12 protein-coding genes and 3 pseudogenes are annotated in these 14,049 nt (G+C 72.0%); 6 read left to right on the top strand and 9 right to left on the bottom strand.

Annotation, left to right across the window (positions count from 1 at the left end):
* The first annotated feature begins 310 nt into the window (after positions 1 to 310).
* Entirely contained in the window at positions 311 to 1,108 is a 798-nt protein-coding gene (locus K4G64_RS33590) for a VOC family protein (protein WP_221759698.1), read from the top strand.
* Between the two features lie 41 nt (positions 1,109 to 1,149).
* Positions 1,150 to 1,863, top strand: a complete 714-nt coding sequence (locus K4G64_RS33585; RefSeq protein WP_221759697.1) for a ribonuclease H — start codon at positions 1,150 to 1,152, stop codon at positions 1,861 to 1,863.
* Here the strand turns inward: K4G64_RS33585 and K4G64_RS33580 are convergent, their stop codons facing one another.
* Together K4G64_RS33580 and K4G64_RS33575 are read right to left on the bottom strand one after the other, a co-directional pair.
* On the bottom strand, positions 1,864 to 2,685 hold the full coding sequence (locus K4G64_RS33580; RefSeq protein ID WP_221759696.1) for a tyrosinase family protein: 822 nt from the start codon (positions 2,683 to 2,685) through the stop codon (positions 1,864 to 1,866). It abuts the gene before it with no gap.
* Between the two features lie 32 nt (positions 2,686 to 2,717).
* The gene (locus tag K4G64_RS33575; RefSeq protein ID WP_221759695.1) at positions 2,718 to 3,086 is read right to left on the bottom strand and encodes a tyrosinase cofactor; all 369 of its coding nucleotides are present in this window, start codon (positions 3,084 to 3,086) and stop codon (positions 2,718 to 2,720) included.
* A 346-nt stretch (positions 3,087 to 3,432) separates the two neighbouring features.
* On the opposite strand from K4G64_RS33575, the pseudogene K4G64_RS33570 reads away from it, so the two are divergent.
* A pseudogene (locus tag K4G64_RS33570) lies at positions 3,433 to 4,639 on the top strand (FAD-dependent monooxygenase).
* Positions 4,640 to 4,767: 128 nt separating this feature from the next.
* Here the strand turns inward: K4G64_RS33570 and K4G64_RS33565 are convergent.
* Positions 4,768 to 6,492, bottom strand: a complete 1,725-nt coding sequence (locus tag K4G64_RS33565) for a cholesterol oxidase substrate-binding domain-containing protein (RefSeq protein WP_221759694.1) — start codon at positions 6,490 to 6,492, stop codon at positions 4,768 to 4,770.
* 139 nt (positions 6,493 to 6,631) lie between these two features.
* On the opposite strand from K4G64_RS33565, the gene K4G64_RS33560 reads away from it, so the two are divergent.
* The gene (locus tag K4G64_RS33560; RefSeq protein ID WP_221759693.1) at positions 6,632 to 7,615 is read left to right on the top strand and encodes an aldo/keto reductase; all 984 of its coding nucleotides are present in this window, start codon (positions 6,632 to 6,634) and stop codon (positions 7,613 to 7,615) included.
* A 9-nt stretch (positions 7,616 to 7,624) separates the two neighbouring features.
* Here K4G64_RS33560 and K4G64_RS33555 read toward each other — a convergent pair whose 3' ends face one another.
* Positions 7,625 to 7,975: a hypothetical protein gene (locus K4G64_RS33555; protein ID WP_221759692.1), complete on the bottom strand. Its 351-nt coding sequence runs from the start codon at positions 7,973 to 7,975 to the stop codon at positions 7,625 to 7,627.
* 142 nt (positions 7,976 to 8,117) lie between these two features.
* On the opposite strand from K4G64_RS33555, the gene K4G64_RS33550 reads away from it, so the two are divergent.
* Complete coding sequence (locus K4G64_RS33550; protein WP_221759691.1) at positions 8,118 to 8,615, top strand: DUF6328 family protein; 498 nt, start codon at positions 8,118 to 8,120, stop codon at positions 8,613 to 8,615.
* Here K4G64_RS33550 and K4G64_RS33545 read toward each other — a convergent pair.
* The 4 genes and pseudogenes from K4G64_RS33545 to K4G64_RS33530 form a co-directional block, all read right to left on the bottom strand.
* Positions 8,616 to 9,248, bottom strand: a pseudogene (locus tag K4G64_RS33545) (DUF2238 domain-containing protein); the annotation flags it as partial.
* An 84-nt stretch (positions 9,249 to 9,332) separates the two neighbouring features.
* Positions 9,333 to 9,758, bottom strand: a complete 426-nt coding sequence (locus tag K4G64_RS33540) for an SsgA family sporulation/cell division regulator (protein WP_221759690.1) — start codon at positions 9,756 to 9,758, stop codon at positions 9,333 to 9,335.
* 62 nt (positions 9,759 to 9,820) lie between these two features.
* On the bottom strand, positions 9,821 to 10,858 hold the full coding sequence (locus K4G64_RS33535) for a hypothetical protein (protein ID WP_221759689.1): 1,038 nt from the start codon (positions 10,856 to 10,858) through the stop codon (positions 9,821 to 9,823).
* Between the two features lie 202 nt (positions 10,859 to 11,060).
* Positions 11,061 to 12,032: an LLM class F420-dependent oxidoreductase gene (locus tag K4G64_RS33530; protein WP_221759688.1), complete on the bottom strand. Its 972-nt coding sequence runs from the start codon at positions 12,030 to 12,032 to the stop codon at positions 11,061 to 11,063.
* 72 nt (positions 12,033 to 12,104) lie between these two features.
* Here K4G64_RS33530 and K4G64_RS33525 point away from each other — a divergent pair, with 72 nt between their 5' ends.
* Positions 12,105 to 13,556, top strand: coding sequence for a serine hydrolase (locus K4G64_RS33525; RefSeq protein WP_221759687.1), 1,452 nt, complete (start codon positions 12,105 to 12,107; stop codon positions 13,554 to 13,556).
* Here the strand turns inward: K4G64_RS33525 and K4G64_RS33520 are convergent.
* A pseudogene (locus K4G64_RS33520) lies at positions 13,548 to 14,049 on the bottom strand (serine/threonine protein kinase); the annotation flags it as partial. The gene K4G64_RS33525 and the pseudogene K4G64_RS33520 overlap by 9 nt on opposite strands.

Below are 14,049 nucleotides of genomic sequence, written 5' to 3'. Positions count from 1 at the left end.
CTGGTGGGTGGGGGCCGACGCGCGCGGTGCGGCCGGTGTCGGCTCCTCGGGCGCGGACGCGGGATCCCCGCACCCTCCGAGGAGCACCCCGGCCAGCAGTACTCCCACGACCCACGGCTTGCGCATACGGCAACTCCCGCCCCGGTCACCGAAAGGGCACTCAGGCAAGCACAGCCGGGCGCCGGAGGGAAGACGCCCGCCGTGCCGGCCCGCTCGACGCGCGAGCGGGCCCCCGGGTGACTAGCGTGAATAAGCGGACGATTCCACACAGACCTCATCCAGATCGACTCATTCGGAGAGGGCCGCAGCCATGGCCGTGCAACCTGAAGGAAGCCCGTGCTGGGCCGACGCGATGTTCAGCGACCTCGAAGGGGCCAAGAGCTTCTACGGCGAGGTCCTCGGCTGGACCTTCGCCGAGGCGTCCGCGGAGTTCGGCAACTACACGGAGGCCTCCGTGAACGGCAAGGCGGTCGCCGCCGTCGTCCCGCCCATGCCCGGCCAGGAGGGCCTGTCGCAGTGGTGCCTCTACTTCGCCTCCCAGGACGCCGCAGCCACCGCGGCCAGGATCCGTGATCACGGCGGTGAGGTGCTGATGGAGCCTATGCAGGTCGCCGACTTCGGCACCATGTGCCTGGCCCGCAGCCCCGATGGCGTCGTCTTCGGCGTCTGGCAGGCGGTCACCCACGAGGGCTTCCAGGCGATGGGAGAACCCGGCGCGTACACCTGGGCCGAGGTCTTCACCCGCGAGCCGGAGAAGTCCGACGCGTTCTTCCCCGCCGTCTTCTCCTACCGGCAGCGGGACATGCGGGACGGCGAGACGGACTTCCGGATCTACGACCTGGGCGAGCGAACGGTGCTGGGCCGGATGAAGATGGGCGAGGAGTTCCCGCCCGAGGTGCAGCCGTACATCAACGTCTACTTCGGGGTCGAGGACTGCGACGAGGCCGTGGCGAGGGCCACCAAGCTCGGCGGCGTGCTGCGGTTCGGCCCCATGACCACCCCCTTCGGCCGGTTCGCTGCGATCAGCGACCCGCAGGGGGCGAACTTCTCGGTGATCGACACCACGACGGCCGAGGGCGAGATGCCGAAGCTGACCGACGTGGCGTAGGGGCCCGGACCTCCCGGCCGGAGGCCCGGTGCGGGCATGGCATGATCGAGCGCATGCGTGAACGTGTAGTGGCCGCGTGTGACGGGGCTTCGAAGGGAAATCCCGGGCCCGCCGGCTGGGCCTGGGTCGTCGCCGACGCTTCCGAGACGCCGGAGCGGTGGGAGGCGGGGCCGCTCGGCAAGGCCACCAACAACGTCGCCGAACTCACCGCGCTGGAGCGCCTGCTGGCCGCGACCGAGCCGGACGTGCCGCTCGAGATCCGCATGGACTCGCAGTACGCGATGAAGGCCGTCACCACCTGGCTGCCCGGCTGGAAGCGCAACGGCTGGAAGACCTCCGCCGGCAAGCCGGTCGCCAACCAGGACCTCGTCGTGCGCATCGACGAGCTCCTCGACGGCCGCTCGGTCGAGTTCCGCTACGTGCCCGCCCACCAGGTGGACGGTGACCGGCTCAACGACTTCGCCGACCGCGCCGCCAGCCAGGCCGCCACGGTCCAGGAGGCCGCGGGCAGCGGCCTCGGCTCCCCCGAGCCGCCGCCCGCCCCGGACACCCCGGCCAAGGCGCCGCGGTCCCGCCCGCGCGGCGGCGCCGCCCGCGGCGCCAAGCCCGCGGGCGGGAAGGGCTCCACGCGCACCATCAAGGCGAAGTTTCCCGGCCGGTGCCAGTGCGGCCGCTCCTACGCGGCCGGCGAGCCCATCGCCAAGAACGACGGCGGCTGGGGCCACCCGGAGTGCCGCACGGGTGCGGCCGTCTGATCAGACGTCGAACGTGTAGTGCGGCGTGTGGTCCAGCAGGTCCGCCGGGCTCATGTCGTGCCACGGCCGCATCGTCTCGTTGAGGTCGATCACGTTCGGCGTCCCGGCGGTGGGCAGGTAACCCGAGCCGGGGTGCCGGCGCTGCCACTCGGCCCACAGCTTGTCTATGTAGGCGTGGTGCAGCCAGAACACCGGGTCGTTGGGGGACACCCCGGTGGCCATCTGCCCGCCGACCCAGACATGGACGCGGTTGTGCAGGTTGACGCCCCGCCACCCTTCGAGGTGGTTGCGGAAACCGTCCGAACCGCTGTTCCAGGGCGCCATGTCGTACGTGGACATCGACAGCACCGACTCCACGTCCGCCCGCGTCGGCAGCTCGCGCGTCCCGGAACCGAGGGAGCGCCGCAGGAACGTACGGCTGTCGACCCGCACGTTGACCGGCCAGTTCCCGCCGGACGCGGAGAACGGCCCGTCCGTCACCCGGCCGTCCCGCTCCCGCCCGGTGCCGCCGAGGAAGTCGGATGCCCACAGCGAGGCGCGCGGCGTACGGTCGACGGTCCAGTCCCAGTACGGCAGCGTCACCGACGCGTCCACCGACTGCAGCGCCCGCTCGAACTCCAGGAGGAATCTTCGGTGCCAGGGCAGGAAGGACGGTGAGCGGTGCCCGGTCCGCTCGCCGTTGTCGGTGTCGGAGACGATGAACGCGTTGTGCGTCGTGACGAACTCGTCGTAGCGGCCGCTGCGCTTCAGCTCCAGCAGCGCGGCGACGAAACGCCGCTTCTCGTCGGCGGTCAGGGTGGACTGGTTCTTGCGGACAGCCATGTGCGGGTGCTCCAGATGCCTTGCGGTGCGGGTCAGTTGGCGGGGAAGGGCAGCAGGGGCGCGCCCTGCAGCTCGTCCACCGCGGCGCGGGCGGCGGCGCGCGGGGTGGCCACCGGGTCGTAGTGACTGACGACGCTGATCCAGCTGCCGTCGGCGTTGCGCATCACGTGCAGTTCGACCCCGTCGACGAACACCGCGTAACCCCCGCCGTGGTGCCCGTGGTGACCGGACCCGGTCGCCGGACGGCCCTGTATCCGGCGCCCCTTGTAGACCTCGTCGAAGGTGCCGGGGGAGTCGTGGTGACCGGCGGCCGAAGCCGGGGCGACGGCTGACAAGGTCCCCGCGCTCGTGGCGAGGACGGCCGCGGCGGTGAGCGCGCTGCGACGGCTGAGTTCCGGCATACGGACCTCCAGGGTGGGTCGGGTTGATGACCCCGCATGCCTATCGGCCCGCCCGCTACCGGGAGAAATCCACGCGAGCCGGTTGGCTGCGATCCGGGCAATTCCCCTTATGTCATGCAAGGTTGAACGAAGATGATCTTGTCGTGTGGGGGCTGCGGTCCCGTGCGGAGGGGGAAATTCCACCCGTGAGGGGTGCTGTGGCGGATGTTTCTGCCCGTGCGGTCCGAGGCTCGTGGTGCGCGTCACGCCGCGAAACTGGCGCGATTCGGCGGTCCGGTCGGAGGTCTCCGGCTCCTGCTACTCTGCGTCCGCAATCGACAGCTCTCGGTAATTCTCAGGGGTGTTCGTGAGGGTCGCCTGTGTCGGCGGCGGGCCCGCCGGTCTGTATCTCTCGATCCTGCTCAAGCGGCAGGACCCGTCCCACGACGTCACCGTCCACGAACGCGATCCGGAGGGTTCCACCTACGGCTGGGGCGTGACGTACTGGCGCCATCTGCTCGACCGGCTCCACGAGCAGGACCCGGAGTCGGCGGAGGCCCTCGACGCCGACTCGGTCCGCTGGAGCGAGGGTGTCGCCCACGTCCGGGACCTGACGACCCGGCACAGCGGCGACCAGGGCCACGGCATCGGCCGCCACCGGCTGCTGGAGATCCTCGCCGCCCGGGCCCGCGACCTCGGCGTACGCCTGGAGTACGAGCGCGAGATCACCCCCGGCGACCTGCCCTCCGGCGCCGATCTGATCGTCGCGGCCGACGGCGTCCACAGCGCCCTGCGCACCCGCCACGCCACGCACTTCGGCAGCCGCCTCACACCCGGGCGCAACCACTTCGTCTGGCTCGGCACCACCAAGGTCTTCGACGCCTTCACCTTCGCCTTCGTGGAGACCGCCCACGGCTGGATCTGGTGCTACGGCTACGGCTACGGCCCCGACCGCAGCACCTGCGTCGTCGAATGCGCGCCCGAGACCTGGACCGGACTCGGACTCGACCGCGCGAGCGAGGCCGACGGCCGTGCCCTGCTGGAGAAGCTCTTCGCGGACGTCCTGGACGGGCAACCCCCTGCTGGGCCGCCCCGGCGGCACCCCGTGGCAGACCTTCCGCACCCTCACCAACGACACCTGGCACCACGGCAACCTCGTCCTGCTCGGCGACGCCGCCCACACCACCCACTACTCCATCGGCGCCGGCACCACCCTCGCCCTCGAGGACGCCATCGCCCTGGCCGCCGCGCTGCGTGAGCACCCCGAGCTCCCGCTGGCCCTCGCCCGCTACGAGCGGGAACGCAAGGCGGCCCTCCTGCCCGTGCAGAGTGCGGCCCGCTACAGCGCCCAGTGGTACGAGAACCTGCCGCGCTACATGCACCTGCCTCCGGAGCGCATGTTCGCCCTGCTCGGCCAGCGCCACTCACCCCTGCTGCCCTGTGTCCCGCCCCAGCTGTACTACCGCCTCGACCGGGCGGCCGGGCAGCTGGAACCGCTGCTGCGGTTCAAGCGCTGGCTGGGGCCGAAGGTCGCGCGAACCGTGCACGCACGGTCGCTGGCCTCGCGGGAATAGCCCGCCGCGCCTTGGGTGAACGGCTCGACGACCTCGGCCCCCACATGGCCCGGCACGTGCTGGTCGGCCAGTCCGAGCAAGGAGCCGACCCACAACCTGTCCGGCCAGCACACCTAGGGCGCGTCCCCCTAGCCGAACAGCCGGTCCAGGAACGCGTTGCCGTACACGCGGTGGGGGTCCAGCCGGTTCAGCGCCGTGTCCGCCTCCGCCCACGCGTCCTCACCGACCGCCGCCGGGACGACGTCGCCCAGCACCTCCTCGTCGTCCCACACCCCGTCCTCGGTGTACGCCCACCCCTTGGACCACTCGACCCGGGTGAGCGCGAACCCGCCGTCGAAGGTGCGCAGCAGGAACCGCTCGATCTCGCGCAGGAACGCCTGCGCGTCCGGCGTGCCCGGCAGCGTCAGGACGTCCAGCCACACGGCCGTGTCCCACTCGGGGTGGTCCGCGGGCGGCCGGAGCGCCGACAGCAGCGGCGGACGGGCCCCCGCCACCCCCGCGTCACCCGGGTCGTCCGTGCCGGTCACCCGGATCTCCACCGAGCCGTTGACCGGGAAGCTGCCCCGGGCGGCGTAGGCCGTCAGCCGCTCCCGGTAGAACGCGGCGAACTCGGAGACGACCCGCTGCACCCGGTCGCGGGAGGTGAGGACCGCGTAGCCGTTGGCGTGCACCCGCAGCGTGGTCGGCTTCAGGTACAGCAGCGTGTTCTTGGACGGCCCCCACAGGTCGGCGGACAGCGTCGTCACCAGCCCGAGCGCGGCGGCCTCGTACTGCGCGGTGCCGAGCAGCGGCGCCAGGTACCAGGCCGCGTCCGACGTCATCCGGCCGACCAGTTCCGCCACCGGCGCCGGGATGTTGTCCGAGAACGGGTAGTTGTACGGCCGGGTCACCTTCCGCGAGGTCAGCGGCCGGGTGGGGGAGACGCTCCACACCTTCAGCCAGGGGTGCTCGGTGAAGGCGAACCAGATCGCCTCGACCCGCCCCGCCGCGTCCAGGTAGCTCGCGAACGTCCGCCCGCCGCCCGAGCCGGGCGCGGCGAACAGCTCCCCGGCCGGGATGTCCGTACGGCTCACGCACCTGAGGTCGGTGTTGGCACCGACCCGCAGCACCACCTCGGTCACCAGGGCCCGCCCGAGGTGGGTCAGCAGCGCGGCGCAGTCCGCCTCGTCGCGGTGGAAGGTGCGCAGCACGTACGCGCCGGCCCGGGAGTCCCACACGACCGCCGTCAGGGACAGGACCAGATTGCTGAGCGAGCCGTACGTATGCCCGGGCCGCCGCCGCTCGCCCCGCGCGGGGACGGCGGTGCCGTGGGCGTCGACGGCGAGGGCGCCGCCCAGCGTCAGCACGCCGGGCGCGGGGGTGGCCGTGACGCCGAGACCGTGCTCCTCCAGGAAGGTCAGCAGGGCCTCCAGGGCCACGCCGGTACCCGCGCGCACGGCGGTGGGGGAGTCCAGAGCCAGACCGGTGAGGTGGGGCGCGGTGTCGACGAGGAGGACCGGCGCGCCGGACGGCGTCCCCTCCGTGACCGTCAGGGGCGACCAGCCGTGCGAGGCGCCCCGGGCGCGCACCCGCCATCCGTGGCGCCACGCCCAGTTGACGACATCGACCAGGTGGTCCGGGCTGCCCGGCGCACAGGCCCACAGGCCGTCGGCGGTGATCTCCCCGACCCAGTTCTGGTACGCCGAGCGGTACAGCGCGACATCCGCCGGAAAGTCCGGCAACTCCTCGGCGGCCACCGCCGGATCCGCCGGCAGGCCGGGGACCACGGCCAGTGCGGCGGCGGTGAGGAGGAAGCCCCTGCGGGTCCAAGGGGAGGCGGCCGACGGGTAGTTGTTCGTTGCACCAGTGGTCACGTGGGGTCACGCTAGGGGCTGGTTGACACGTGACGCGTTCCTGTCGCATCGATTCACTCGTGTGAGTGAATCGAGCGGGCTCGACGAGCCGGATCGACACGTTCCGCGCGACGTCGTGACGGATGACAGACTGACGCCCATGGACGAGCGCACTTTCGACAGGTCGGACCAGCACGCCTCCGTCATCGGTCTGGGCACCTGGCAGCTGGGGGCCGACTGGGGAGACGTCGACGACAAGGAAGCCCTCTCAGTACTGGAGACGGCGGCCGAGGCCGGGGTGACCTTCTTCGACACCGCCGACGTGTACGGCGACGGCCGCAGCGAGCAGACCATCGCCTCGTTCCTCAGCGGCCGTCCCGACCTGCACGTCATGGTCGCCACGAAGATGGGCCGCCGGGTCGATCAGATCCCCGCCAACTACGTGCTCGACAACTTCCGAGCCTGGAACGACCGCTCCCGGCGCAACCTCGGCGTCGACCGCATCGACCTGGTGCAGCTGCACTGCCCGCCGACGCCCGTCTACTCCACGGACGAGGTGTTCGACGCCCTCGACACCCTCGTCGAGGAGGAGCGCGTCGCCGCCTACGGCGTCAGCGTCGAGACCTGCGAGGAGGCGCTGACCGCGATCGCCCGGCCGAACGTGGCGAGCGTGCAGATCATCCTGAACCCGTTCCGCATGAAGCCGCTGCGCGAGGTGCTTCCGGCCGCGCGCGAGGCGGGCGTCGGCATCATCGCCCGGGTACCGCTGGCCTCCGGCCTGCTGTCGGGCAAGTACACCCGGGACACCGTCTTCCCGGAGAACGACCACCGCACCTACAACCGGCACGGCGAGGCCTTCGACCAGGGCGAGACCTTCTCCGGGGTCGACTACGCCACCGGCGTCGAGGCGGCCGCCGAGTTCGCGGCGCTCGCCCCCGAGGGGTACACCCCGGCCCAGCTGGCCCTGCGCTGGATCGTCGAGCAGCCCGGCGTCACGACCGTGATCCCCGGCGCGCGCTCCCCCGAGCAGGCCCGGGCCAACGCGGCCGCCGCCCGCCTCCCGCAGCTGTCCGGCGAGACACTGACGGCGATCCGTGACCTGTACGACCGGCGCATCAAGGACCAGGTCGAAGCCCGCTGGTGAGGCCGTCTCTCACGGCTCCAGGAGCAGCTGCCTCTCCTGCTCCTGGTCGCCGGAGGCGGCGCCGTCGTCTCGTGTGCTGAAGGCCCGGGTGAGGGTGTCGCTGGCCCGCCGCACGGCCTCCGGGCTGCCCTGCACGGTGACGGTCACCGGTGCGGACAGCCGCCCGGGACCCGCTCCGTCGCCCCCGGCGGGAGCCGCCGCGTCCGCCTCCGCGTCGAAGGTCGCCGTGTGGACCGTCGCGTTCTCGTCGGCGGGAAGCTCGTCGGGAGACCCGAACGTGCCTTCCAGGGCCCGGACGACCGCTCGCGCGTCGTCGGCGCCTGAGCCGCTGAGCGTCACGGTGAGCTGCGTTCCGGACATGAGTCCACGACCTCCTCGGTTCTACGTCGTTCGCGCCGTCCGTGTAACCGTCCCCTGATCGCTCAAACCGCCGGGCGGGACAGCGACTCGTTCCGGGGAACCCGGGAAAGCGGAGGGCTCAGGTCTCACACCGGGAGGAACAGTGGCGGACGCGGCAGAGGGCGGGGCCATGCGCCGGGGGCGCAACGAGACGGAGGAGGAGAGAGCGGACCGGATGTGGCAGGAGCTCATCCAGGAGGTCCGCGTGGCGCAGATGGGCGTCCAGATCCTCTTCGGCTTCCTCCTCACGGTGGTGTTCACCGAGAAGTACGACGACCTCTCCGGCACCGACCAGACGATCTACCTGGTGACGGTCGTCCTCGGCGCCTGCGCGACCGGGGCGCTCATCGGCCCGGTCGCCCTGCACCGTCTCGTCGCCGGGCGGCGCGTCAAAGCCCAGGCCGTGCGGCTGGCCTCCCGGCTCACCCTGCTCGGCCTCGTGCTGCTGCTCGCCACCACGACCGCCTCACTGCTGCTCATCCTGCGCGTGGCCACCCACAACGGTTTCGTGCCCTACCTGGTCGCCGGTGTGGTCGGCTGGTACCTGCTGTGCTGGTTCGTCCTGCCGCTGTGGACCCGGCACCGCTACACGTCGGAGTGACGGCAGCGCCGCCAGCTGCCGGTCGTGCACCCGGCTGAGCAGCAGCAGTGACGCGGTGGCTCCGATCAGCGCGCAGAACATGTCCCACTGCGTGTCCCACACGTCGCCCTGGGTGGCCAGAAAGGCGTCCGCCGCGTGCCCCCCGGCCACGGCGGCCGCCCACTCGAGCATCTCGAAGACGGCGCTGAAGGCCAGGCACGCGCACACGGTCAGCGGAGCGAGCCAGCGGCTGCCGCGCAGCGGCGAGGTGCGCACCAGCAGCTCACGCACCAGCACGGCCGGGACGAAGCCCTGCATCAGGTGACCGAACCGGTCGTAGGGATTGCGGTCCAGATCGAAGAGGTCCCGGACCCGGTCGCCGAGCGGCACCTCGGCGTAGGTGTAGTGGCCGCCCACCATCAGCACCACGGCGTGGGCCGTCAGCAGGCAGCACAGCAGGCCCGTGAGCGGGAAGCGGCGCCGGGTCAGCACCAGCAGCGGCAGACCCACGACGACCCACACGACCTCCAGGAACCAGGTCATGCGGTCGTGCGGGTTCCACCCGGACAGGGCCAGCACCGCGAGCACACCCCAGGCGAGGGCGGCGGGCAGGAACGGCCGGGGCCCCGGCCGTACGTCGGTCACAGCGGACATGGCGGGCTCCTCTCGAGGCAGCCCATCGTCCGGCCGGGGGCGGGCCCTCGGCATGAGTACGCCTACTCAGAACGGCCGCGCGGTTCAGCCCCCGGCGAGCACGCCCGCGAGGAAGTCGTCGACATGGACCTCCTCGTGGCCCGGCCGCACCACCTCGTAGGTCTCACGCAGGAACGCCGCGAACCCCGGCGCCCAGGCGAACACCACGGCGTGGTGGCGTCCGCCGTCGGCGCGGGCGTCGCCGAGGAACTCCAGGCGCAGCTCCTGCCACATCCCCCGGGACTCCGGGCGCATCCGCACGTCGCCCACCCCGACCGGACGCCGCAGTGCGTCACCGAGCATCTCCCGGTCCAGCTGCCACCGGGCGAGAACGCGACCGTCATGGCTGAAGACCACGGTGACGGCGAACGGGTCCGCGGCGTCGTAGCTCAGGTGGGCGAGCACGGAGAATCGCTCCGTGTCGCCCGCCTGGAGCTGCACCACCAGGGTCTTGTGGACGAACGAGTTCACGAGGGGGCCTCCGGGAAGAACCGACGTAGAGCCCTCTAGTACCCCCGAATTCGCCGGAATGCTCAGCCGACCGGGTGATTCCCGCGACCGCCGCGCAGTGACTCGATGCACATCGCGACGGCCCGCTGCAGATCCTCCAGACGCTGCACCATGTCGTCCTCGTAGAACTCCTCGGCGTCGTCGAAGGTCAGCTCCTCGAACACCTTGGTCGCCTTCTGCAGGCTGCTGTAGAACTTCGTGCGCCGTTCCTGCACCCGCAGCCCCGGGTCGGCCTCCACGACCTCGACCACGAGGGACTTCATCGTGTCGTACGCCTCGGAGGCCCACTCGCCAGCGTCCTCGCCCTCGTCGAGCTCGTCGATGAGCGACAGGTGCCGCTCGGCCTCCTGGCGCAGGTCGGCGGGGGCGTCGACGGTCTGCCCTGCGGGCGTCTTGATCTGCCCCGACTCGGCGATCTGGCGTACGTACCCGATCCGGTCGGCCGCCCTGCTCTCCCCGGCGACGGCCTTCTTCAGCTCGTCGGTGCGCACCACGTCACGGGCCAGCTCCGACTGCAGGTCCGGGTCCTCGCGGACCCGGTCGAGGAGGGCCTGGCGGGCGGCGCGGGCGGTGGAGGGGTCGGCGAGGATCGCGGCGCGCAGGGCGGTGGGGTTCTCCGCGACCTCCAGGGCCTTGGTGGGCCGGATGCCCTCCGCCTCGGCGGCCTCGGAGATGGCGGTGCCGCGCTCGGACGTCGCGCTGTTGCGGGAGACGTAGTAGCTCAGCCACACGTCGGCATCCGGCAGCTCCACCTCCTGACCCGGCGTCAGCGCCTCGAAGTGCGGGACCATGCCGTCGTCCGCCGCCCGGTCCCACGCCTTGTAGTAGCGCATGACCCGCTCCGGGGAGCAGCCTGCGAGTTCCGCGAACTCCTTCGCGGACACCTTCGGCGTCTCGTCCGCACCCTGACCGCCGGGCCGCACACTGCGCGCCACCTTCAGCCCGAAGGCCCACCCTCCGGTCCGGGCGTACGCCCCGAACTCCCGCGCGTCCCGCGCGACCAGGTCGGACAGGGGCGCCGGGGCGACGGGGGTCTCGGGCGGGGTGATGGCAACGGTCACGGACGACTCTCCTGAGGCGGGGCAGATCGGACTGCACATCGGACTGCACGAGGTGCGCACGGAAGCCTAGCGGCACCCGCTGACCTCGCCGTTCACCGCCCGCGCGGCCCGTGGGAAAACCGGTGAGCGCACATGAAGAAGAGCCCCCCGCAGCGGAGGGCTCATCTGGTCGAGCGGGCCGTGGAGGCGCCGGCCGAGGACTTCAGCCGAACGCGTCGCGCAGTGCCGGCAGGAGGGACTTCTCCGACCAGTCCAGATACGCCGGCTGCGACTCCCCGCCGATCTGGACGAGCGCGATCTCGGTGAACCCGGCCTCGGCGTACGGGCGGACGGCCTCGACGAACGCGTCCGGGTCGTCACCGCACGGGATCGCCTCGGCTACATCGTCCTGCGTGACGAACTGGGTGGCCGCGTCGAAGGAATCGGGGTGCGGCAGCTCCGAGTTGACCTTCCAGCCGCTGCCGAACCAGCGGAACTGGGAGTGCGCCCGCTCGACGGCCGCGTTCCGGTCGGGGTCGTAGCAGACCGGCAGCTGGCCGATGCGGGGTTTGCCCCGGCCGCCGTGCCGGTCGAAGGCCTCCAGCAGCCCGGCCTTGGGCTCCGTGGCGATCACCAGGTCGCCGAGCCGGCCCGCGAGTTCGCACGACCGCTCCCCGGAGACGGCGATGCCGATGGGCGGGGCCTCGTCGGGCAGGTCCCACAGCTTGGCCGACTCCACGTCGAAGTGCGTGCCGCGATGGTTGACGTGACCGCCCTGGAAGAGCGCGCGGATGATCTCCACGGCTTCCTCGAACATCTCGTGCCGTACGTCGACGGACGGCCAGCCGCCGCCCACCACATGCTCGTTGAGGTTCTCGCCCGAGCCCAGCCCCAGCCTGAACCGGCCCTCGGACAGCAACTGCAGCGTCGCCGCCTTCTGCGCCACCACCGCCGGGTGGTAGCGGAACGTCGGGCACGTCACGTACGTCATGAGCGGGATGCGTGACGTGGCCTGGGCGGCCGCGCCGAGCACGGCCCAGGCGTACGGCGAATGACCCTGCGAGCGCAGCCACGGGAAGTAGTGGTCGGAGGTCACCGAGAAGTCGAAGCCCGCCTCCTCGGCCCGCACCACGTGGTCGACGAGCGCTCGGGGGCCGGCTTGCTCGGTCATCATCGTGTATCCGATTTGCACCATAACCGGCGAGTCCCCTGACAGCGGTTCCGGAAACGGCTCGATCAAGGTCGCCGACGGGTGCAGGATGCATCCATGAGTGCTTCCCCCCTGCCGACCTCCGGTCCGGCCGCCCAGGGTGTCGACGCCTCCGGCGTCCACGCCTTCCTCGATGCCCTCGAAGCCGACCCCGAGATCGAGCCGCACAGCCTGATGATCATGCGGCACGGGCACCTGGTGGCCTCCGGCTGGTGGGCGCCGTACACCCCTGAACGCCTCCACCTGCTGTACTCGCTCAGCAAGAGCTTCACCGCGACCGCGGCGGCCCTGGCCGAGGCCGAGGGACTGATCGACTTCGACGCGCCGGTGATCTCCTACTTCCCGGAGTTCGAGGGCGGCATCACCGACCCTCGCAGCCGGGCCATGCTCGTCCGGCACGTGGCGTCCATGGCGAGCGGCCACCGGCGGGACACCGTCGACGAGGCGTTCGGGCTGGATCCCGCCGAGCCCGTCCGGGGGTTCCTGCGGCTGCCGCCCGACGAGGATCCGGGCACGGTCTTCGCCTACAACCAGCCCGCCACCTACACGCTCGCCGCGATCGTTCAGCGGGTCACCGGCCAGTCGCTCAGCGACTACCTGCGCCCCCGGTTGCTGAATCCGCTGGGCATCGGCGAGGTGGCGTGGCGCCGCGACCGTGCCGGGCGCGAGCTCGGCTTCAGCGGCCTGCACGCCACCACCGACGCCGTCGCCCGGCTCGGCCGGCTGTATCTCGGCGACGGGCTGTGGGAGGGCGAGCGGCTGCTGCCTCAGGGATGGGCGGCCCGGGCCTCGCAGCCTCACATACCGACTGCCGGGGCCATGGGTGACGTGGACCGGCAGGACTGGGACCGGGGGTACGGCTACCAGTTCTGGATGTCCCGGCACGGTTACCGGGGGGACGGCGCGTTCGGCCAGTTCTGCCTGGTGCTGCCAAAGCACGACGTGGTGATCGCGGCGACCTCGGCGACCGAACGGATGCAGGAGTACCTGAACCTGGTCTGGGAGCACCTTCTGCCCGCCTTCGGCCCCGAGCCGCTGACCGGCCGCGAGGCCGCCGACGCGGAGCTGAGGGAGCGCCTCGGCCGGCTGGCGCTCGCGCCCGCCCCTGGCCGTCCCGCACCCCCGGAGCGGGAGAGCGACTGGACGGCGACCGCCTTCGCGGCCTCCGCGAAGACCGGGCCCGTCCGGTCGGCCGGGCTCACGCGGGACGCTGGCGTCTGGACGCTCACCCTCACCGGGGAAGGGGACCGGCCGGACCATCCGGACCGGCTCGCCCTGCGTCTCGCGGGAGAGGGCTGGACGGTCGCCGAGGAGCCCGTCCCGACCGCGGTGAGCGGCGGCTGGACCGATGCCGGCACGCTCGCGGTGGAGGTGCTGTTCCTGGAGACCCCGCACCGCCTGGCCCTGACCTGCTTCCTGGCGGACCGGACGCTCACCGCGCACTGGCGCACCCAGCCGCTGCACGGCGGCCGGCTCACCACCCTGCGCGCCCCGCGCGACTCAGGCTGAGCCCGGCCGGAAGGTCTTGAAGAACGTGCGCAGCGCCTCCTGGTTGGCCGCGTCCTCCCACTCGCCGTCCGGGGTCGTCCAGCGCAGCGAGAAGCTGCGGCCCTCACCCAGCAGGATGCCCCGGCCGAGGGTGTGCACCCGGGTGCCGTCGACGTCGGCCGTCCACTCCATGTCGGCTGCCTCGCGGCCCTGGTACGTCGTCGCGCGGATCGCGCCGATCCGGTCGTAGTCGTCCGCCTGCTTGAGGTTGGGTTCGACGTCGTCCCGCCACACGGCCACGGGGTCCGGGCCGGCCTGATCGCTGAAGGTGACGGCCAGCGTGCGGTCGTCCCCCGTGGCGCCGAAGACGACCCGGTACGCCTCGCCGTCGCGGTCGGTGTCCAGCCGCTCCCAGCCCTCGGGCAGGGCGACGGAGAAGCCTTCCGGTGCCCGGTAGCGCTGGAAGCCGGGCGGCAGGGCCGTGGCAGGGGCGGACGGGGTGGGAGTCGAGGGC

Source organism: Streptomyces sp. WAC04114 (genome assembly GCF_019733245.1).
In the GTDB taxonomy this organism is placed as follows: domain Bacteria; phylum Actinomycetota; class Actinomycetes; order Streptomycetales; family Streptomycetaceae; genus Streptomyces; species Streptomyces massasporeus_A.
Note: the sequence above shows the minus strand (reverse complement) of the source record. Positions and strands in the feature narration are given on the sequence as shown.